The 18154-nt window shown below is 58.6% G+C and carries 18 protein-coding genes and 1 pseudogene; 3 read left to right on the top strand and 16 right to left on the bottom strand.

What is annotated here, in order from left to right; all coding sequences use genetic code 11:
- Window positions 1–26: 26 nt before the first annotated feature.
- The 12 genes and pseudogenes from ACA057_RS28100 to ACA057_RS28045 form a co-directional block, all read right to left on the bottom strand.
- Window positions 27–671, bottom strand: a complete 645-nt coding sequence (locus ACA057_RS28100; RefSeq protein WP_497344067.1) for a hypothetical protein — start codon at window positions 669–671, stop codon at window positions 27–29.
- Window positions 672–673: 2 nt separating this feature from the next.
- A complete protein-coding gene (locus tag ACA057_RS28095) occupies window positions 674–1369 on the bottom strand; it encodes a hypothetical protein (protein WP_497344065.1) in 696 nt (231 codons plus the stop codon).
- A 776-nt stretch (window positions 1370–2145) separates the two neighbouring features.
- Window positions 2146–4350, bottom strand: a complete 2205-nt coding sequence (locus ACA057_RS28090) for an OsmC domain/YcaO domain-containing protein (RefSeq protein WP_497344063.1) — start codon at window positions 4348–4350, stop codon at window positions 2146–2148.
- 146 nt (window positions 4351–4496) lie between these two features.
- A complete protein-coding gene (locus ACA057_RS28085) occupies window positions 4497–5654 on the bottom strand; it encodes a glutathionylspermidine synthase family protein (RefSeq protein WP_497344060.1) in 1158 nt (385 codons plus the stop codon).
- A 13-nt stretch (window positions 5655–5667) separates the two neighbouring features.
- Window positions 5668–6381 (bottom strand): DUF1190 domain-containing protein, encoded by a 714-nt coding sequence (locus tag ACA057_RS28080; RefSeq protein WP_497344058.1) that lies wholly within the window; start codon window positions 6379–6381, stop codon window positions 5668–5670.
- A gap of 18 nt (window positions 6382–6399) precedes the next feature.
- Window positions 6400–6828, bottom strand: a complete 429-nt coding sequence (locus ACA057_RS28075; protein ID WP_497344056.1) for a DUF350 domain-containing protein — start codon at window positions 6826–6828, stop codon at window positions 6400–6402.
- 15 nt (window positions 6829–6843) lie between these two features.
- A complete protein-coding gene (locus ACA057_RS28070) occupies window positions 6844–7521 on the bottom strand; it encodes a DUF2491 family protein (RefSeq protein ID WP_497344054.1) in 678 nt (225 codons plus the stop codon).
- Window positions 7508–7639, bottom strand: a pseudogene (locus ACA057_RS28065) (potassium channel protein); the annotation flags it as partial. The pseudogene ACA057_RS28065 and the gene ACA057_RS28070, both read right to left, overlap by 14 nt.
- An 81-nt stretch (window positions 7640–7720) precedes the next feature.
- Complete coding sequence (locus ACA057_RS28060) at window positions 7721–8284, bottom strand: rhomboid family intramembrane serine protease (RefSeq protein WP_497350040.1); 564 nt, start codon at window positions 8282–8284, stop codon at window positions 7721–7723.
- A gap of 144 nt (window positions 8285–8428) precedes the next feature.
- Window positions 8429–9127 (bottom strand): PspA/IM30 family protein, encoded by a 699-nt coding sequence (locus ACA057_RS28055; protein ID WP_401357513.1) that lies wholly within the window; start codon window positions 9125–9127, stop codon window positions 8429–8431.
- 24 nt (window positions 9128–9151) lie between these two features.
- The gene (locus ACA057_RS28050; RefSeq protein WP_497350038.1) at window positions 9152–9733 is read right to left on the bottom strand and encodes a YjfI family protein; all 582 of its coding nucleotides are present in this window, start codon (window positions 9731–9733) and stop codon (window positions 9152–9154) included.
- Window positions 9734–10029: 296 nt separating this feature from the next.
- A complete protein-coding gene (locus ACA057_RS28045) occupies window positions 10030–10584 on the bottom strand; it encodes a cysteine hydrolase family protein (RefSeq protein ID WP_497344052.1) in 555 nt (184 codons plus the stop codon).
- Between the two features lie 101 nt (window positions 10585–10685).
- On the opposite strand from ACA057_RS28045, the gene ACA057_RS28040 reads away from it, so the two are divergent.
- From ACA057_RS28040 to ACA057_RS28030, 3 genes are all read left to right on the top strand, one after another.
- Complete coding sequence (locus tag ACA057_RS28040) at window positions 10686–11678, top strand: GlxA family transcriptional regulator (protein WP_497344050.1); 993 nt, start codon at window positions 10686–10688, stop codon at window positions 11676–11678.
- Window positions 11679–11978: 300 nt separating this feature from the next.
- Window positions 11979–13088, top strand: a complete 1110-nt coding sequence (locus ACA057_RS28035) for a DUF3182 family protein (protein WP_497344048.1) — start codon at window positions 11979–11981, stop codon at window positions 13086–13088.
- Window positions 13078–13836 carry an alpha/beta hydrolase family protein gene (locus ACA057_RS28030; RefSeq protein ID WP_497344046.1) on the top strand — a complete coding sequence of 253 codons (759 nt, stop codon included), beginning with the start codon at window positions 13078–13080 and terminating at the stop codon, window positions 13834–13836. The genes ACA057_RS28035 and ACA057_RS28030 overlap by 11 nt, the downstream gene beginning before the upstream one ends.
- Before the next feature lie 137 nt (window positions 13837–13973).
- Here ACA057_RS28030 and ACA057_RS28025 read toward each other — a convergent pair whose 3' ends face one another.
- The 4 genes from ACA057_RS28025 to ACA057_RS28010 are packed head-to-tail and all read right to left on the bottom strand — an operon-like array spanning window position 13974 to window position 17959.
- Entirely contained in the window at window positions 13974–14960 is a 987-nt protein-coding gene (locus ACA057_RS28025) for a lysylphosphatidylglycerol synthase domain-containing protein (protein ID WP_497344044.1), read from the bottom strand.
- Window positions 14947–16242 carry a cardiolipin synthase ClsB gene (gene clsB / locus ACA057_RS28020; protein ID WP_497344042.1) on the bottom strand — a complete coding sequence of 432 codons (1296 nt, stop codon included), beginning with the start codon at window positions 16240–16242 and terminating at the stop codon, window positions 14947–14949. The genes ACA057_RS28025 and clsB overlap by 14 nt, the downstream gene beginning before the upstream one ends.
- On the bottom strand, window positions 16239–17036 hold the full coding sequence (locus tag ACA057_RS28015) for an endonuclease/exonuclease/phosphatase family protein (RefSeq protein ID WP_497344040.1): 798 nt from the start codon (window positions 17034–17036) through the stop codon (window positions 16239–16241). The genes clsB and ACA057_RS28015 overlap by 4 nt, the downstream gene beginning before the upstream one ends.
- Complete coding sequence (locus ACA057_RS28010; protein WP_497344038.1) at window positions 17033–17959, bottom strand: DUF72 domain-containing protein; 927 nt, start codon at window positions 17957–17959, stop codon at window positions 17033–17035. Before ACA057_RS28010 ends, ACA057_RS28015 begins: the two co-directional genes overlap by 4 nt.
- Between the last annotated feature and the right edge of the window lie 195 nt (window positions 17960–18154).

Here is an 18154-nt window from a genome sequence, read left to right as displayed (position 1 = left end):
AAGGCTAGCGATTACACGCTCTCGGATCATTTGGCCAAGCGCGCCATCAACTCTTTGAAAGTCAGCGCTTCAGCACCCATCGACTGGGCTGCCTCGGATGCGTTAGTGGTAACTGAACCATAACTGTTAGATTTGACGACAATATCAAATGCACCCAGTTGGGTCCTTGCGTTACGTACATCCTCAGCACTCATGTTGTAAGCCTCAATCACAGCAACGGTAAGAGGCTCACCGACTTTCCGCTCTACGAAAAATACGTTCTCGTATACATAAGAAACATCCCTTACATTTTTATGCTGAATCATTGCATTGATAAAGAATTCCATCCCCTTGTTTCTATACCAGCCAACATTTTTACTACGAGCTGCCTTGGATACTTCTCCAAGAGTGCCGAAAGCTGCATTTTCCGAATGAATGCGGTGAATCGCTGAGCCTCCCCACTTTGTCTTCGAGGGCACGTTCACTACGAATTCTGGTTTCACCTTCCCGGCGAAAATAGGTTCAACATGGGAACGCTCAACCACACCCTTAACGCCCAAAACGGCGAGCAGAAAATTGCCTGCGCGATTCGAGGTGATGGACAGAAAACCCTCTGGGGTGAGGTCGATAGCCTCAAACTCACCCGTGGCAGCAATCTTGCCGGCGACCCAACCTATTACGTCATCGCTCATCATCAGCCCTCTAAAATTTCTGCAAAACCTTCAGGAAAGCGTGTTGCATCTTCCTGACGACCCTCAATGTGAAAAGCTTCCAGGTCATCGATATGCTGCCGAAACTCCTCTAGGCAGGATTTTTCATCAAGATTGAGGAGATGGCGATTAGCGCCGAGGATGGCGAGCATTCTTTTGCTATTCGGAAGGATACGGGTCAACATTTTCCTCCTCCATTTCTCAGCCGCGCCGCTCTCGGGATTAATGGCATCAGCTATGTGTGGCCCGTAGTGCTTGAAGATCGAGTGGTTCTCTAACAATAGTGGTTCCACGACCTCCCGGGCCTCTTCCCTCCGCGCGAATCTTACTGCACCGAATAGGCTCAGCAGCTTGTCGGCGTGCTCACGCTTCCACCGAAGCATGGCCTCAACTGGGTATGCATCTGGAGCCTTGTCCACCATCGTGTGGCAGTTTGCACACAGCATGATCAGGTTCTCGAAGGCGCCTCGCTCCTCTTTGCTGAGTTCAGGTGCTGCCCGAGGGCCAGTGTCGTTGGCAGCAAATACGTGCGCCATCTCAGCGATCAGCACTGGCTCTCCAGCAGCATCCATGAAGATCGGGTTTGCGCACCCTGGGTTCTGGCAGTAGCCAGCGGATGCAGCAAAGAGCCGGCGCTGCGTGTTTGCATCTGGGGATGCCGCACCTCGGGAACAAGCCATTTCATTTCCTTGAAGATAGTTCGAGCCGATATTGGATACATGTTAGAAGGCGGAAGCAAGTCGTTCGCCAGTGGGGACCCCGCGGCTACGTATCCTGTGCAACACCTGGTGCAACTCCGTTTGGTTATTCCTACAGCGACTTGTTCGTCGCTGCGTAAAATCACCCTGCGGGCGTCGGTATGGGTCGTCGGAACGTTTGCGCGAAAAAGATAAAGCCTCTGTCGCCAGCGGCATCCTAGTTGGCGACCTTCACGTGAACCCTTTGTCACTCCTCACCATGATGTTTTGAGATGCTGAGGACGAAAGCTATACGAGATGTGAGCGGAGCCGGTCGAACCTCGATGTTTGCGTGTTTAATCTCAGTGCCACCTGAGTGACAAGGTCCCGACATTTGATGCGATGTAAAGCTCTCCTTTACACCAGTTGAGGGTCGATGGTTTACGGGAAGAAAAGTGGATGCGTTAGTAGCCAGTTCTTTACAAATTTTGACGGAGTGGTTGGCAGAAGTGGAGAATAGCCAGTAAAATACGGCATATGAAGAGGTTTAGCTGTCAATGATCCAAGTCTTATGTGAACTACCATTCTAGGATACGGCTCAGACTTTCTTGTAAGGTTTAGCCGCGAAACCCCCGATCAGTCCTTCGGCTGGTCGGGGGTTTTCTTTTGCCCCTCATTTTGTAGGAGCCAAGCTTGCTGGCGAAGAACGATAACGCGGTTTTCCTGATTTACCGCGTCATCGTTCTTCGCCAGCAAGCTTGGCTCCTACAGGATTGCGGTCAACGGGATGAAGTCGTCACATTGGCCCGGGCCGAGTGAAGTTTCTTGTAGCTTTCGATCAACCGCAGGTGCCGGTCGAGCCCCTCCAGTTTCATGCTGGTCGGCGTCAAACCGTGGAAGCGCACACTGCCGTCCACCGAGCCGATCACTGCATCCATCCGCTCGTGACCAAACATCCGACGGAAATTGGCCTCGTAGTCTTCCAGCTCCAGGTCTTCGTCCAGCTTCATCTCCAGCACCGCGTTGACGGCTTGGTAGAACAAGCCACGTTCAACGGTGTTGTCGTTGTACTGCAGGAACATTTCTACCGCCTCTTTCGCCTCTTCAAATTGCTGCAAGGCGAGATAGATCAGCAGCTTCAACTCCAGAATGGTCAGCTGACCCCACGCCGTGTTGTCGTCAAATTCGATGCCGATCAACGAGGTGATGTCGGTGTAGTCGTCCAGCTCACTCTCCACCAGACGCTCAACCAGGGCTTTCAGTTCGTCATCGTCCAGACGATGCAGGTTCAGGATATCGGCGCGGAAGAACAGCGCTTTGTTGGTGTTATCCCAGATCAGATCGTCTACCTGATAAATTTCCGAATAGTCCGGCACCAGGATACGGCAGGCCGTCGCACCGATATGCTCGTAGACCGCCATGTACACTTCCTTGCCCATGCCTTCGAGAATGCCGAACAAGGTGGCGGCTTCCTCGGCATTGGAGTTTTCACCCTGGCCGGAAAATTCCCACTCCACGAATTCGTAATCGGACTTGGAACTGAAGAAGCGCCACGACACCACGCCGCTGGAATCGATGAAGTGCTCGACGAAGTTGTTCGGCTCGGTCACCGCATGGCCTTCAAACGTCGGCTGTGGCAGGTCGTTGAGGCCTTCGAAGCTGCGGCCCTGGAGCAATTCGGTAAGGCTGCGTTCCAGCGCCACTTCCAGGCTCGGGTGTGCGCCGAACGAGGCGAACACACCGCCGGTACGCGGGTTCATCAACGTCACGCACATCACCGGGAATTCACCACCCAGGGACGCATCCTTCACCAACACCGGGAACCCTTGTTCTTCCAGCGCCTGAATACCGGCCAGTATGGCGGGGTACTTCGCCAGCACGCTGGCCGGCACATCCGGGAGTGCGAATTCGCCTTCGATGATTTCGCGCTTTACCGCGCGCTCGAAGATCTCCGACAGGCACTGCACCTGGGCTTCGGCCAGTGTGTTACCGGCGCTCATGCCGTTGCTCAGGTACAGGTTTTCAATCAGGTTGGACGGGAAGTACACCACCTCGCCGTCCGACTGGCGCACGTACGGCAACGAGCAGATGCCGCGCTCTTCATTGCCTGAGTTGGTATCGATCAGATGGGAACCGCGCAGCTCGCCGTCGCGGTTGTAAATCTTCAGGCAATACTCGTCGAGAATCTCGGTCGGCAGCGCGTCGTTGCGGCCAGGCTTGAACCAGCGCTCGTCCGGGTAATGCACAAATGCTGCGTTGGCGATGTCTTCGCCCCAGAACTGATCGTTGTAGAAGAAGTTGCAGTTGAGCCGTTCGATAAACTCGCCCAACGCCGACGCCAACGCGCCTTCCTTGGTCGCACCCTTGCCGTTGGTGAAGCACATCGGCGAGTGTGCGTCGCGGATATGCAGCGACCATACGTTGGGCACGATATTGCGCCACGAGGCGATTTCAATCTTCATGCCCAGGTCCGCCAGAATGGCCGACATGTTGGCAATGGTTTGCTCCAGCGGCAGATCCTTGCCGGCGATGTAAGTGCTCGCCTCTGAACTGGCGGCCGGCATCAACAACGCCTGGGCATCGGCGTCGAGGTTTTCCACCTCTTCGATCACAAACTCAGGCCCGGCTTGCACCACTTTTTTTACGGTGCAACGGTCGATGGAACGCAGGATGCCCTGGCGGTCCTTGTCGGAGATGTCCGCCGGCAACTCGACCTGGATCTTGAATATCTGGTTGTAGCGGTTTTCCGGGTCAACAATATTGTTCTGCGACAGGCGGATGTTGTCGGTGGGGATATTGCGTGTGCTGCAGTACAGCTTCACAAAGTAGGCGGCACACAACGCTGACGACGCCAGGAAGTAGTCGAACGGACCCGGTGCCGAGCCATCGCCCTTGTAGCGGATTGGTTGATCGGCCACCACCGTGAAGTCGTCGAACTTGGCTTCAAGCCGAAGGTTGTCGAGAAAGTTGACCTTGATTTCCATGGGGGATTACCAGAATAACGGGCTAGACGATTTGGCCGCCATTATCCGGCTTTTCAGCGGTAAGTCTTGTGGTTGTCTAGTCCCGCACCTGTTTCACCCCTAACGCCCGATGCACGGCACCGGGCCTTTCATGGGCGATGAATTTTTCAGTCGAGTATCAGGTGCGGCAGGAAACGGCTCGAATCCTTGGTGATCAAGCTGTTGTCTTCCCGCACCCCGATGCCGGCGGCCTGATCGCCGATCACCCAGGAGCCCACCAGCGTAAAGCTGTCGCCAAACCGAGGCAGCGGCGCGAATTCCTGAAGGATAAACGGCGCGTCTGTATAGGGGCCGTCCTCTTTCACTATCAGACCGTCGGCAGTTTGCAGCTCGATGTTGGCGCCTTCCCGGGAGAAGAAGGGCTTGCGCACCCAGCCCTTGGGCACTGCTTTGCCAGGGTCGACATCCAGGTGGGACGCGAGCAGGTTCGGATGACCTTTGTGGAACTCCCACAACAGCGGCAGGATGCCTTTGTTGGAGATGATCGATTTCCAGGCCGGCTCGAAAAACTGCGTATCGCTTTGGGCGATGGCTGCACCGAAGGGCTCGTGGAAGATGAACTCCCAGGCGTGCAGCTTGAACAGGTGCGGGATCCAGCGATCGTCGAGATCGACGAAGCGTCCATCGCTGGTAAGGCCGATGTCTTCGAGGTCGATGTGCCGTGATTCTATGCCGACTTTTTCCGCGATCAGGCGCAAATAGTCGGTGGTGCCCTTGTCTTCGACCGAGTCTTTCATCGAGGCGAAATAGAAAGGTTGTTTGAGCTGGAGTTGAGCGAAGGCCTGATGCAGTTTGGTGTCGATGCTGTTGAACTGGTCGGCATGCCGGGGCAGCAAGCCGCGCTCGATGCACTGTTCCAGCCAGCCCCACTGAAACGCGGCGGCCTCATACAGGCTGGTCGGCGTGTCGTAGTTGAGCTCCAGCAGTTTGGCCGGCCCGGTGCCGTTGTAGGAGAAATCCATGCGCCCATACAGATGTGGGTGGCCTTCGAGCCATGAGGTGCGAATCATGTCGAAGAACGACGCGGGAATGCTCAGGCGTTCCAGCAACTCCTCGCTCTGAACCACGCGGGCCACCAGGTCCATGCACATCTGATGAACCTCGGTGGTCGGGTCTTCGAGATCGTTCTCGATCTGCTTGAGCGTGAATTGGTAATACGCGCTCTCGTCCCAATAGGGTTCGTCGTCGATGGTATGGAACAGAAAGCCGAGACTGTCGGCGGTCTGTTTCCAGTCATGACGCTCGGCGCAGAGAATTTTCTTCATGGCCCTGTTTTCCTTAACTGCTCGACCCGCCGCCGCCCCAGCCGCTACGTGCACTGGCCTTGCTGCCGAACCCGCCACGGGAGGTGGACGAGGCAACGGAAACCGGCTTGCTGGCGGAACGGATCGAGTCGGAGTAGTTGCTGCTGCCATACCGCGCCTGATTAGATCTGGTAAACGTCGAACCCTTCGAAATACGCTGGTTGAGCGTCGAGGAGGCGTAATTACCGCGATCGTCGCGATAGCGATACACCGGCTCGGAGTAATAGCTGTTGCGGTTGTTGCTCAGCATATTGCCGATCAGCAGGCCGGTCAGCAGGCTGGTGCCGGAGAATCCAGAGCCACCGCTGTTCGCTTCCGAGGCGGGCAATTGAGCCTTGGCAGCGTCTACCTGGGCTTGCGTCACTTCGCCATCGGCCGTCAGTTCGAACCCTCCCAGTTTCGGGATGAACTTGCCGGCGGAATCCTGCTGGCACCAGTCGGCGACAAAATCGGCATCGCAATCTGCCTGGTTGTCATACACCGGCGCAATGCGGCGATGCTCGGCCATGGCGGTCATGTAGGCGTCGGAACAGACGTCCACCGGGAGTTTTTCATCGGCGCACTGTTGAACGGACTGGAAGTTGTACTTCTTCTGCACCGCGTAGGTTTTTTCCGTCGGTCCGCAGCCAGATATCGCCATGGCGACCGACGCTGCCAGCGACAGCTGAACGTACTTGCTTCGTTTCATCGGGAGCTCCGTGCGCAATCAGTTCTGGGAAGGGGTCATGCACGCGGCGTTCAACATGCCGACGCTGATGGCCACGGCTGCCACGTAGATGCCGGCAGCGATTTCACCTTTGCGGATGCGTTCGGAGGCGCCTTTGAGTACCAGGCTGGTCACCAGGAACGCCAGCAATTGTACGAACGCTGCGATGACCGCCCAGACGACGAAGTCGAGGATGCTGATCGAATAGGCAATCACATTGCTGGCCGGAATGGCGAAGCCGATGATCGCGCCACCCAGTGCGATCGCAGCCGCCACGTTACCCGCACGGATCAGTTCGAACTCCTTGTGTGGAGTGATTCGGGTGTAGATGAACTGGAACAGCGCGACCAGCACGGCGGCGCCGAGGATGTACGAAACAAATCCGAGCACGGCGGCCTTGTTCAGGGAAATGGAGAGCGCTTCTAGCATGGACTGCTTCCTTTTTTAGAATGAATTGAAGTCGGTGGTGTACAGCGAAATGCCCAGCGAAGTACTCAAGCTGATCGTGCCTTCGGCGTCTTCCTCGACGGAAAACAGCAAAAATTCCCGGCGATTGGTCAGGCCGGTTTCGCGGGCGTACAACATTGAGCGGTGCTCGATGCTGTAGGACTCATCCGGATTTTTCAGCTGTTCACTCAGTACCACCAGTTCAGTCTGGCCGTTCTCGGTGCCCCATTCACGCGTGTATTCGACGCCGTTGTGGGTGTAGGTCGGCAGCCCGATCAGGCTTTGCGGGCCGGCCAGCCGACGCAGTTCCGCTTCGCTGCTGATGGTGGCGTAGCTGAGGTAATTGAACAGGATCACCGATTCGACCTGGCCAGCGATGTCACCGGTGGTGTGCACCTGGAGCCAGTAGTCTTCGTCGTTCATGTAATAGCGCGACAGCCAGGTCGATTGCCCGAGATCAATGGTGCCGTTGCTCCAGATCTGCTGGGAACCCGGGATGGCTACGCTGGTTTTTTCATCGAGCAACAATGTCAGGGTGGTGTCGAACATCACCCCCTTGCCCAGCGCCAGACCCAATGGGCCGGTGGCTGGCGGCGGGGTTGGGTTGGCTGTCCATTTCGATTCGGTAGTCGCGTTCGGGGCCTCAAGCCCCATCAATTGTTTAAACCATCCCATTGGAGATTTCCTTGAGGCGAGTTGAGGCGATGTAGAAGAGTTCGCCGCCCTCGATGCGCGTGGCACCGGGCGGGTTGATCGAAGGTTGTTGGGCGCCCTTGGCGCGATAGCCAATGAGTCTCGACATTTCGTCCCTGACTCTGTGGGTACTCATTCCCGGCGACGTCGATCGCCTCGGCGCCTGAATGCTCAAGCGCGGTTAACCGGCGGCATTAAACCTGCTGCGCGGCATTGTTAAAAGTACCTTCGCTGCGATAAACCCGGCGAACGCACCCAAGAGGTGTCCTTCGAAGGAAACCCCCTGGCGCGGAAGGAAGCCGAAGATCAGCCCGCCATAGAGTAGCGCCACGACGCTGGCTGTTATCAGATTGCCCCAGCTTCTCTGGAACCAGGCACGGGACAGGATGTACGCCCACAGCCCGAACACCCAGCCGCTGGCACCGATGTGCACCCCGGAAAAACCGAACAGCCAGACCAGCGAACCACCCAGCAGAATGATGATCGCACTGACGGCCAGAAACCGGTTGAGTCCTTCGACAATAACCAGGGTGCCCAAAATCAAAAAGGGGATCAGGTTGGCGCTCAGGTGCGCGAAGGACGCATGCAGGAAAGGCGAGGTGATGATGCCGAGCAGCCCGTGCACGGTTCTTGGAACCAGGCCGAATGCCAAGAGGCTGTAGCCGGTGACAACGTTGAGTAGTTGCAGCGCGACCATCAGGACGGCGACACCGGCGATTGTCTTGAAACCCTTCAGGGCACCCATCCTTGACCTCAACTCAACAAAAAACTGATACGCCATCCATTGTGGGAGCGAGCCTGCTAGTGAAAGCGTGTTGTCAGGCAACATTGATGTCACCTGACAACTCTCTCTTCGCGAGCAGGTTATGCATCCGGCACCCTGAATCGGTTACTCGGCGGATTTTTGCTTCAGGCGCTCCAGAATCGCGTTGGCGCTGCCTGCATCCGGCGTGATGCCGGCTTCGCGCAACTTGCGCTCCAGGTCGGTACCGGTCGACGCGTCGGCCAGTTGGTCCTGGGCTTCCAGTTCAGCAGCGCGTTGCTGCTGCTTGGCCTGCAAACGGTTCAGCGTGCCGACGGCGGTTTCCAGCTTGCCGTTGGCACCGCCACTGGCGATCGAAGCGCTGACCTGGGCTTTCTGAACGCTTTCGCGCGCCTTGGCCATGTCCACTTGCTGGCGCAGGCTTTTGATGCGGTTTTCGGCCTTGGTGATGTCCTTGCGCATGTTTTGCGCGTAGCCGCCGAATTCGGTGGCCTGCTTTTGCTCGACATCCAGTTCGCTGGTCAGGGTCGAAATGGCTTCGGCAACTTCCAGGGCCAGGTCTTCGCGGTTGGCCTGGATAGCCGCCATCGCCTTGGACTCCAGGTCCTTGATTTTCGCGTTGTACTCACTGACGCGATCAGCCGACAGTTTGTGTTTGGCCATGATGGTGACCAGCTCACGCTTGGCATTGGCCAGGGCGCTGTCAGCATCGCGAATTTCCTGGTCAAGGATGCGCAGGGCCTGTTGGTCGACGATCGATTCGCCGACTTCGTTGGCACCACCGCGCAGCGCGGTGAACAATTTGCTCCAGATGGACTGAGTCATTGGATGTTCCCTATTCCCGGATAATTAATTGAAGAAACGTTCGAAAGCTTCGCTGGCGCGCTGGACGTTATCGACGAGGGTTTTAACCTCGGTCACGACGTTGGTCAGGCTGGAATCGGAACTCAGTGCGCCGAACATGTTGTAAACAACCTGGCCGTTGGGCATGGACTCGATACCGATGGATGACAGCGGGAACATTTCCCGGCTGCGCAGCACGGCATCATTGAAAGCCGGCACGTCCTTGATCGATTCGACGTCGATCAGAACGGTATCCACGATGATCTGGTCGCCCACCACTGCGATGTAAATCGGCAAGCCACCGAAATCGTTCATTTCCAGCTTGATGCTGGACTCGGAGCCTTGAACCAGGGAGAGGGTGATGTCGTTCGAAACCACTTCGTCCAGGGCCTGCAGGGCGCTGAAGAGGCGATCGATGTTCCAGTTAGTACCTGCGCTCATGTAATTCTCCGACATGAATGAGCCAGCCAGTATCGGTTGGCGAAGCTGTTTCTCCATCTGCTTGAGCAGGCTTCGGTTTTCGGGAAGCACCCAAGTCTCGTGTTTTACATAACCGGCGGCACCCAGGCCCGCGCGCATCTGCTTCATGTAGAAGCTCGACGGTTTTTTCGCGGACGGTTTCGAGCGCTCTCCCTTGCGGCTCGCAGAATCGGTGACTGACCCGGAAGACGGATCCGGTGGAGAGCTGCTGTTCATGGTGCTGACCTCGTTTTGAAAAACTCACGCGTGAGAAACACTACAGGCAATTTTTGCTGCCCTCAATAGCTCACGCGTGAGATTTTGTGACGACGGGCAGGGGCCACACACACGAAGGCCAGTAGCGGGCGAACGCTACTGGCCTTGTGGTTTGCGGGACGTCGATGATGCGGCTCGACAACAATCTTTTAGTGAGTGGCCGCCAGGAAGTCGTCCGTGGACACCACGCTGGCGTAGGCAAAACCCAGGGCCGACATGAACGCGGCATGAACGTGGGCGGCTGGAACGGTGAGGCCGTTGAACTCCAGATCACGGGAGGCACAGGCGTCGTGGATCACTGTGACGCTGTAGCCGAAGTCGGCGGCGGCGCGGGTGATGCCATCGACGCACATGTGGCTCATGCTGCCGACGACCACCAGTTCCTTGATGCCTTGTTCGTCGAGGATCGATTTCAGATCGGTTTCGCGGAACGAGTTGACGAAGTGCTTGAGCACGACCGGCTCGTCGGCGCGGTTGAGGACTTTGGGGTGCAGCTTCGCGCCTTCGGAGCCCGGGGTGAAGAACGGCGCCGCGTCGGAGGTGAACTCGTGGCGGATGTGCACCACCGAATCACCGGCGTCGCGAAAGGCTTTGAGTAGCCGAACAGCGTTGTCGGCCGCCGCTTCGGCGCCGACCAGCGGCCACTTGCCTTGGGGGAAGTAGTCGTTTTGGATATCGACTACGATGAGTGCTTGCTTGGCCATGACTGTTTCCTCGAAGTGCTTGTGGGTGTGGAATGAAGTATCAGCTCTGGCACGCCGTCCGAGGATTGGCCGCACCGACAATAGAAGGGGGAAAACTGACAATGGACGTAGAAAGGGCAATCGCCGAACTGGGCGTGCTGATCTATCCCGGCGCGCAAATGGCGGCGGTGCATGGGTTGACGGACTTGTTCGGCGTGGCGAACCGGATTGCCGCCGAGCATCAGTCCGCACAGTTGCCGTTGCTGCGGGTCAGTCATTGGCAGGTCGGTGGCGATCAGGCGCCGGTGCGCGTCTACGACAGTCATCCCGCTACGGATGCCGCGTTGGTGGCGGTGTTGATTCCGCCGTCGATCGGCGGGTTTTCCGCCGGCCAGGCGCCGCAGGGGTTGATCCACTGGCTGCGTCAGCAACACGCCAATGGCGCGACCCTGGGCGGGGTTTGCGTGGGTTCGATTCTATTGGCCGAAAGCGGCTTGCTCGACGGTCGCAGCGCCACCACGCACTGGACCTCGGCCAAAGCCTTCGCCGAGCGTTACCCGGCCATCAAGTTGAAAGCCGATACGCCGATCGTCGATGACGGCGACCTGATTACGACGGCCGGGCTGATGGCGTGGTCCGAACTCGGTTTGCGTCTGGTCGATCGTCTGCTGGGGCCGAGCATCGCCACCAGCACGGCGCGTTTCCTGGTGGTGGAGCACAGCGACAGCGCGAGTGAATGCGGCAGCAACTTTTCACCGATTCTCAGCCATGGTGATGCATCGATACTCAAGGTCCAACATTGGCTGCAAAGCACCGGGGCGATTGATGTCTCGCTGGCGGCAATGGCCGAGCGGGCAGGGTTGGAAGAGCGCACTTTCCTGCGGCGTTTTCGGGCGGCGACCGGGCTTAAGCCTACCGAGTACTGCCAGCACCTGCGGGTCGGCAAGGCTCGGGAAATGCTCGAGTTCACCAATGGCACCATCGATCACATAGCCTGGACCGTGGGGTATCAGGACCCGAGTGCGTTTCGCGCGACGTTCAAGAAAATCACCGGGTTGGCGCCAAGTGATTATCGGGCGCGGTTTGGGGTGACGCCGATTGCTGCAACCCGGTAGATGCCCAACCCAAATCCCCTGTGGGAGCGAGCCTGCTCGCGAAAGCGGCAGTAAAGCCAACACTGATGTGACCGACAGGATGCTTTCGCGAGCAGGCTCGCTCCCACAGTGATTCGGTTTGAAGTTTAAGTCGTGCAAAATGCCAGAGTGGAAAACCGGGTCGTGCAGAATAAAGCAGGCGTGGTGCCATCACGTTTGGTGCAACTGGCTGATTCGAAACCCGTTTCACTCCAGCCGCCCTTGGCCTGATCTCTGCACCCTTTCAACTACATTCATCACGTGCAGATTGAAGGGGGACGCATGACCCCAGCAAACCGCAAGAAACTGGTGGTCGCCCATTCGGTGCGCCCCGATGCGCCGTTGCACGAAGTCGAAACCAATCGTGCGCTGGCCCGTTGGCTGGCGCAGATTGTGGGGCTCAAGTACGGCGGCAGTTACAACCCCGAACTCCACGATGGCCAAGACCTTTACCTGCTGCCGACCCAGACGCTTGTTGGCGTCGCGGCTGCTCGGGCATTGGGCGTCAAAGGACCGGAGGATTTGTGGGGGGGGTACGTCGATCATGACTTCATCTGCACCAAAGCCATCAGCCATGGATTGCTGAACAAACATGCGTTCGCGCCCGACGGCTGGGCGCCATTGTTTTCCGAGCGAGTGCGCAGCGTGGTACTCGATGGCCTCAGCGTTTTTTCCCTCGACGATGCACGTCCTGCTGCGGAGCACCTGCTCTACAACGGCCCGATCCGCCTCAAGCCGATTCATGCCTGCGCCGGGCGCGGTCAGGAAGTGATCAAGAGCCTTGACCAGTTCGATGCCATCCTCGCCAGGCCCGAGGCCAAAAAGCTGTTCAGCGAAGGCGTCGTGCTGGAGCAGGATCTGGACAACGTGATCACCCACAGCGTTGGCCAGAGCTTTGTTGGCGGCAAGGTGTTGAGTTATTGCGGTGATCAATACTTGACCGAGGACGGTCAGGGCGAGCAGGTTTATGGAGGTTCGAACCTGCTGGTGGTGCAGGGCTATTACGACGATCTGCTCGAACTGGAACTCCCGGATGATGTGCGACTGGCGATCCAGCAGGCACAGGTTTTCGACAGCGCCGCCGACGAGGCCTATCCCGGTTTCTACGCCTCGCGGCGCAACTACGACATCGCCCAAGGCCTGGACAGTAACGGCAAACAGCGCAGCGGCGTGCTCGAACAGTCCTGGCGCATGGGCGGTGCCAGCAGCGCCGAAATCGCCGCGTTGCAGAGCTTCGTCAACGACCCGGGGATGCGCGCGATTCGCGTGTCTTCGGTCGAAACCTACATCGACCAACCGCTGCCGGCGGACGCCATCGAGGTGTACCGCGGGCCGGCGGAAAGCAGTGACTTTCTTCTCAAGTACGTAACGGTTAAATCCTATGACGGCTAGAAGCGAAACCATTCAGATCGACATCGACGATGAACAGATGACCGGGACTTTTCTCAGCCCCAAATCGAAAGTCCCCGGCGTGCTCTTCGTGCACGGCTGGGGCGGTAGTCAGGAGCGGGACCTGGAACGCGCCAAGGGCATTGCCGGTTTGGGGTGTGTGTGCCTGACGTTCGATTTGCGCGGGCACACGGGCGGGACCGGAATTCCGCTGTCGCGCGTGACCCGTGAAGACAACCTGCGCGATCTGCTGGCGGCGTACGACCGATTGCTCGCCCACCCGGCGCTCGACACGTCGGCGATTGCGGTGGTTGGCACCAGTTATGGCGGTTACCTGGCGTCGATCCTGACCTCGTTGCGTCCCGTTCGCTGGCTGGCGCTGCGAGTGCCGGCGTTGTACCGCGACGATTTGTGGCACACGCCCAAGCGTGAGTTGGACAAGGTCGATCTGCGCGATTACCGCAGCACGCTGGTTCGCGCCGACAGCAATCGAGCGCTGCATGCTTGCTCGCAATTCACCGGGGATGTGCTGTTGGTCGAGTCCGAGACTGATGACTTCGTGCCCCACGCGACCATCATGAGTTACCGCGCAGCCTGTCAGCAGACGCATTCGCTGACCCACCGCATCATCGACGGCTCCGATCACGCCTTGAGCACGCCCATTGCGCAACAGGCATACACCTCGATCCTGGTGGACTGGATCACCGAGATGGTGGTGGGCGAGCGGTTGAGCATTATTCAGTCGAGCTGAACTGTGCGGTGGTCGAGAGGACGCCATCGCGGGCAAGCCCGCTCCCACAAGGATCTTCGGTGAACACATTTCGGTGAGCATCCGCAATCAACTGTGGGAGCGGGCTTGCCCGCGATGGCGTCCTGGAAAGCACCTGATCAATTGGGTTTCTTCGCAATCCGCAACGACTTGGCCTTTGCCTCCACCACTAAATACATCACCAACGTAATCAACAACGGCAAGATGAAGTAAATCGCCCGATACGCCAGCAACCCCGCCACCAGGCTCCCCCGTGACGCCTCATGTTGCAGCAGCGCCACAAACACCGCTTCCAACACCCCAAGCCCGGCGGGAATGTGTGTGATAACCCCGGCGATGGCGCTGATCAGCAGCACGCCAAGCACCAGCGGATAATCCAGTTTGCTCGGCAACAGGGTGAAAATCACCGCCGCCATCAGCGACCAGTTCAGCGCCCCGAGCGCCAATTGCAGGACCGCCATGCGCAGCGACGGCAAGTTGATTTCCACCCCGCGAATGGCCCACTCCCGCCGTTTGGAAAACTGACACGCCGCCAGATACCCCGCACTCACGACCAACAGCAACACGCCCACACCTTGTAACGCGCCACTGCTCAGCTTCCAGCCTGGCGGCATTCGCACCAGCCCGCTACTGAACACCGCACCGGCAATCACCATGTAACCGAACCAGTTGGTTGCCAGGCTCAGGCCGAGGATTTTTGCGATGTTGCTTTTGCTCACACCGAGTCGCGAATACAGCCGATAGCGCATGGCAATGCCACCGACCCAGGCGCTCAAGTTGAGGTTGAAGGCATAGCTGATGATCCCCACCGGCAGGATCTGTTTCCAGGTCAGGTCCTGGCGAATGTAGGTGCGGCCGATCAGGTCGAAACAGGCGTAGACCAGAAAGCTCACCAGCGTCAGCCCGGACGCGATGATCAGCGTGCGCACTTTGAAATCGGCGAGGTTATCGAGCACTTCGCCCCATTCGAGGCGCTGCGCAAGCATCGTGAACAGCACGATCAGCGCAAGAAAAAAAAGCATCGTCAGCGGTCGTTTCCAACGGCTCCAGCGGGATTTGCTCGGGCTGTCGGCGTGCGGCGCCGAGTGTGTGTCAGCGCGGCTCATGGTTGTCGCTCCCGGCCGAATGGGTGAAGGGTTTCAAGCGCGGTTTATGCGCCGGCAGCCAACCGGCCCAGGCCGGAAAGTGCCGCAGGAAGTGAAACACCAGAAAGCCGACGGTCATGTGCCAGACCCGCCCGCGTGGGGACTTATCGGCGGACATGACTTTGCAATGGTGATTGCTGAGGTCTTCGAGGCGCTCGAAAAGATCTCGGTTGAACGCACGATCGCGGATCAACACGTTGGCTTCCAGGTTCATCGACAGACTCAGCGGATCGAGATTGCTTGAGCCGACGGTGCTCCAGTCTTCGTCCACCAGCGCCACCTTGCCGTGCAGCGGACGGTCGCAGTATTCGAAGATCTTCACGCCGGACTTGAGCAGATAGTCGTAGGTCATGCGCGCCGCCAGCTTGGCCACCAGCATGTCCGGCTGGCCCTGCAAAATCAGCCGAACATCCACGCCACGCCGGGCCGCGTTACGGATCTCCCGGAGCAAGCGATAACCCGGAAAGAAGTAGGCGTTGGCGATCACCACTCGCCGCTGGGCACTGCGCAACACCTGGCGGTAAACCTCTTCAATGTCGGTCGAATGCTCACCGTTATCGCGGTACACCAGCCGCACCTGGCCGTCAGAATCACTGAACGCCAATTCCGAGCGTCGCTGCCGACGACGTTGCCACCAGTATTTGGCTCGACCGGTGCGGCCGCTTTGCAGCAGCGCGAAATGATGAATGTCGGCCACCGCCGGGCCTTGCACTTCCACCGAGTAATCCTGCTTGGCTTCAGGGCCGAAATCGGCCAGGTGGTCGGCGGAAAAATTGATGCCGCCGATGAAGGCGATGGTGCCGTCCACCACCACGATCTTGCGGTGCAGGCGGCGGAACCAGTTGGTGCGGATGCCCAGGCGCTTGGGCGCCGGGTCGAACATCTGGATGTGCACGCCGGCCTGGCTCAAGGCCGTGAGGTAGCCTGTGCTCAGTTCACCGCAGCCGAAACCGTCGAGGCTGGCGGTGACGCGCACGCCGCGCTGGGCGGCATCGATGAGGACTTGTTGCAGCTCATCGCCGACCTTGTCCTCAAACACAATGAAGGTTTCCAGGAGGATTTCGGTTTTGGCCTGGCGCATGACCTCGAACACCCGAGGGAAATAAGCTTCGCCGTTTTCCAGCAGCTCGACGCGGTTGTTGCCCTGCCAGCCGTACTCGACATCAACCACGCCCGGCTCTCGCGCGGACGGGGTGGTAGAGAGGTGTTCCACGGTTGATTTTTCCATCGGTGGGGCGCTCATAGCTCGATCTCCACCGACAGCGGTGCATGGTCGGAAAGGTGTGACCAGGGCCGCGCCGACAGCACTTGCGGATGGCTGGCCTTGAGGTTGCGCACGTAGATGCGGTCCAGGCGCAGCGCGGGCATGCGCGCCGGAAAACTGCGCGCCGGTTTGCCGTGGTGTTCAGCGAACACTTCCCGCAGCCCGCTGGGCTTGAGCAGTGCATCGGCACGCTGGCGCCAGTCGTTGAAGTCACCGGCGACGATCACCGGTGCGTCACTTGGCAGCTCTGCGAGGCGCCGTGCCAGGAGCTTGAGTTGTTCCGTGCGGTGAGTTTCGCGCAGGCCGAGATGGACGCAAATGGCATGCACTTCGGTGCTGTCGCCGGGCAGGCGCAACACGCAATGAAGAATGCCGCGGTTCTCGTGACCACCGATGGAAACGTCGAGGTTGTCGTGGCGAATGATCTGGAATTTTGACAGCAGCGCATTGCCGTGATCGCCCGCCGGGTAGACCGCGTTACGCCCATAGGCGAATTGCGGCCACAGGGTGTCGGCCAGGAATTCGTACTGCGGCATCGTCGGCCAGTTGCTGTAGCGCTGGGGATGATGCTCATGGGTGCCGTGAACCTCCTGCAAAAACACCACGTCGGCCGACACGCTGCGCACCGCTTCGCGCAACTCGGGCAGGATGAAGCGCCGGTTTAGCGCGGTGAAACCCTTATGGGTGTTGACCGTCAGTACGGTGAAGCTGCGCACTGCGGTGATGATGGGTTGTTGTTCGTCGGTGGTACCGACCGGTTCGGATATGCTCATGTCAGCACTCCTTCGGCGGCGGGCTCACCGGGACGGGTGGCGAGTTCTTTATCCAGATGGAAGCGCTCCAGCAAGCTGCGCGCATCGAAGGGCGCGCGGACTTTGATGTCGTTGTCGAAGTAGCAAAACACTTCACGGGATTTGCGCGCCTTGGGCTTCTGCCGGGGCGCGATGAGCTGCGGATCGCTCGGTTGCCGGCCGTGGTGCCAGGCCTCGATCCGGTCGCCCCAGCGTTTCAGCGCTTGTGGGGTGTAACCGCTGGCGTAGAGCTCCTCGGCACCGTGCAGGCGCAGGTAGACAAAATCGCTGGTGATGTCTTCGCGGTACGGCCATTTACCAGCGGTGTCGGCAATGACCAGCGCGGCGTTGTGGCGTTTGAGCAGGCGGACGAAGGCCGGGTCGATGAAGCTTTCGTGACGGATTTCGACGGCATGGCGCACAGGCTTTTTCCTGTAGGCCTTCAGGCTGGCGTGACCGTGCACGTGCGAATCATGCTGGTGGGCGAGGGCGGCGGCCTGTTCGGTGTCGTGGGGGAGTTGTTCGAGGAAGGTTTCGAACAGCTCGGCATCGAATTTGAAGTTGGGCGGAAACTGCCAGAGGATCGGCCCAAGTTTGTCCTTGAGCTCCAGCACCCCGGAGGCGAAGAAATTCGCCAAGGGTTTATGAATGTCCCGCAGGCGCTTGATGTGGGTGATGAAGCGCGGGGCTTTGACGCTGAAGATGAAGCCCTGCGGGGTTTCGGTATACCACTGGGCATAACGCTCTGGCCGTTGCAGGGCGTAAAACGATCCATTGATTTCGATGCTGTTGACCGCCCGCGAGGCGAATTGCAATTCGCGCTTTTGGGTCAGTCCCTTCGGGTAGAAATCCCCCCGCCAGGGCGTGTAGCGCCAACCTGAAATACCGATGTGAATCGCCGCCATGTCGCCTCCCGTCTAATGGTCCTCGGACAACCCCTGTCTTTTGATGACTGTCGGGCGAACGAGAAAGTTTCGACGGCGTTACGGACGGCACACCTTCTGAAAATACTTCAATCAATGTGGGAGCGAGCCTGAACTGGCCTAATGATTTTGGACACCTCAATCGGGCGCTATGATGGCGCCCAAATCTGAGGTGTT

The organism is Pseudomonas sp. LBUM1661, assembly GCF_059695925.1.
The sequence above is the reverse complement of the archived record's forward strand: the minus strand, read 5'-3'. Positions and strand labels throughout refer to the sequence as shown.

Coding starts and splice junctions, on each gene's coding strand:
- ACA057_RS28035 (WP_497344048.1), top strand. CDS start 11,979: ATGACCCCAGCAAACCGCAAGAAACTGGTGGTCGCCCATTCGGTGCGC.
- ACA057_RS28010 (WP_497344038.1), bottom strand. CDS start 17,959: ATGGCGGCGATTCACATCGGTATTTCAGGTTGGCGCTACACGCCCTGG.
- ACA057_RS28085 (WP_497344060.1), bottom strand. CDS start 5,654: ATGAAGAAAATTCTCTGCGCCGAGCGTCATGACTGGAAACAGACCGCC.
- ACA057_RS28055 (WP_401357513.1), bottom strand. CDS start 9,127: ATGACTCAGTCCATCTGGAGCAAATTGTTCACCGCGCTGCGCGGTGGT.
- ACA057_RS28015 (WP_497344040.1), bottom strand. CDS start 17,036: ATGAGCATATCCGAACCGGTCGGTACCACCGACGAACAACAACCCATC.
- ACA057_RS28040 (WP_497344050.1), top strand. CDS start 10,686: ATGGACGTAGAAAGGGCAATCGCCGAACTGGGCGTGCTGATCTATCCC.
- ACA057_RS28075 (WP_497344056.1), bottom strand. CDS start 6,828: ATGCTAGAAGCGCTCTCCATTTCCCTGAACAAGGCCGCCGTGCTCGGA.
- clsB (WP_497344042.1), bottom strand. CDS start 16,242: ATGAGCGCCCCACCGATGGAAAAATCAACCGTGGAACACCTCTCTACC.
- ACA057_RS28025 (WP_497344044.1), bottom strand. CDS start 14,960: ATGAGCCGCGCTGACACACACTCGGCGCCGCACGCCGACAGCCCGAGC.
- ACA057_RS28045 (WP_497344052.1), bottom strand. CDS start 10,584: ATGGCCAAGCAAGCACTCATCGTAGTCGATATCCAAAACGACTACTTC.
- ACA057_RS28095 (WP_497344065.1), bottom strand. CDS start 1,369: ATGGCTTGTTCCCGAGGTGCGGCATCCCCAGATGCAAACACGCAGCGC.
- ACA057_RS28070 (WP_497344054.1), bottom strand. CDS start 7,521: ATGGGATGGTTTAAACAATTGATGGGGCTTGAGGCCCCGAACGCGACT.
- ACA057_RS28050 (WP_497350038.1), bottom strand. CDS start 9,733: ATGAAGCAGATGCGCGCGGGCCTGGGTGCCGCCGGTTATGTAAAACAC.
- ACA057_RS28030 (WP_497344046.1), top strand. CDS start 13,078: ATGACGGCTAGAAGCGAAACCATTCAGATCGACATCGACGATGAACAG.
- ACA057_RS28060 (WP_497350040.1), bottom strand. CDS start 8,284: ATGGGTGCCCTGAAGGGTTTCAAGACAATCGCCGGTGTCGCCGTCCTG.
- ACA057_RS28080 (WP_497344058.1), bottom strand. CDS start 6,381: ATGAAACGAAGCAAGTACGTTCAGCTGTCGCTGGCAGCGTCGGTCGCC.
- ACA057_RS28090 (WP_497344063.1), bottom strand. CDS start 4,350: ATGGAAATCAAGGTCAACTTTCTCGACAACCTTCGGCTTGAAGCCAAG.
- ACA057_RS28100 (WP_497344067.1), bottom strand. CDS start 671: ATGAGCGATGACGTAATAGGTTGGGTCGCCGGCAAGATTGCTGCCACG.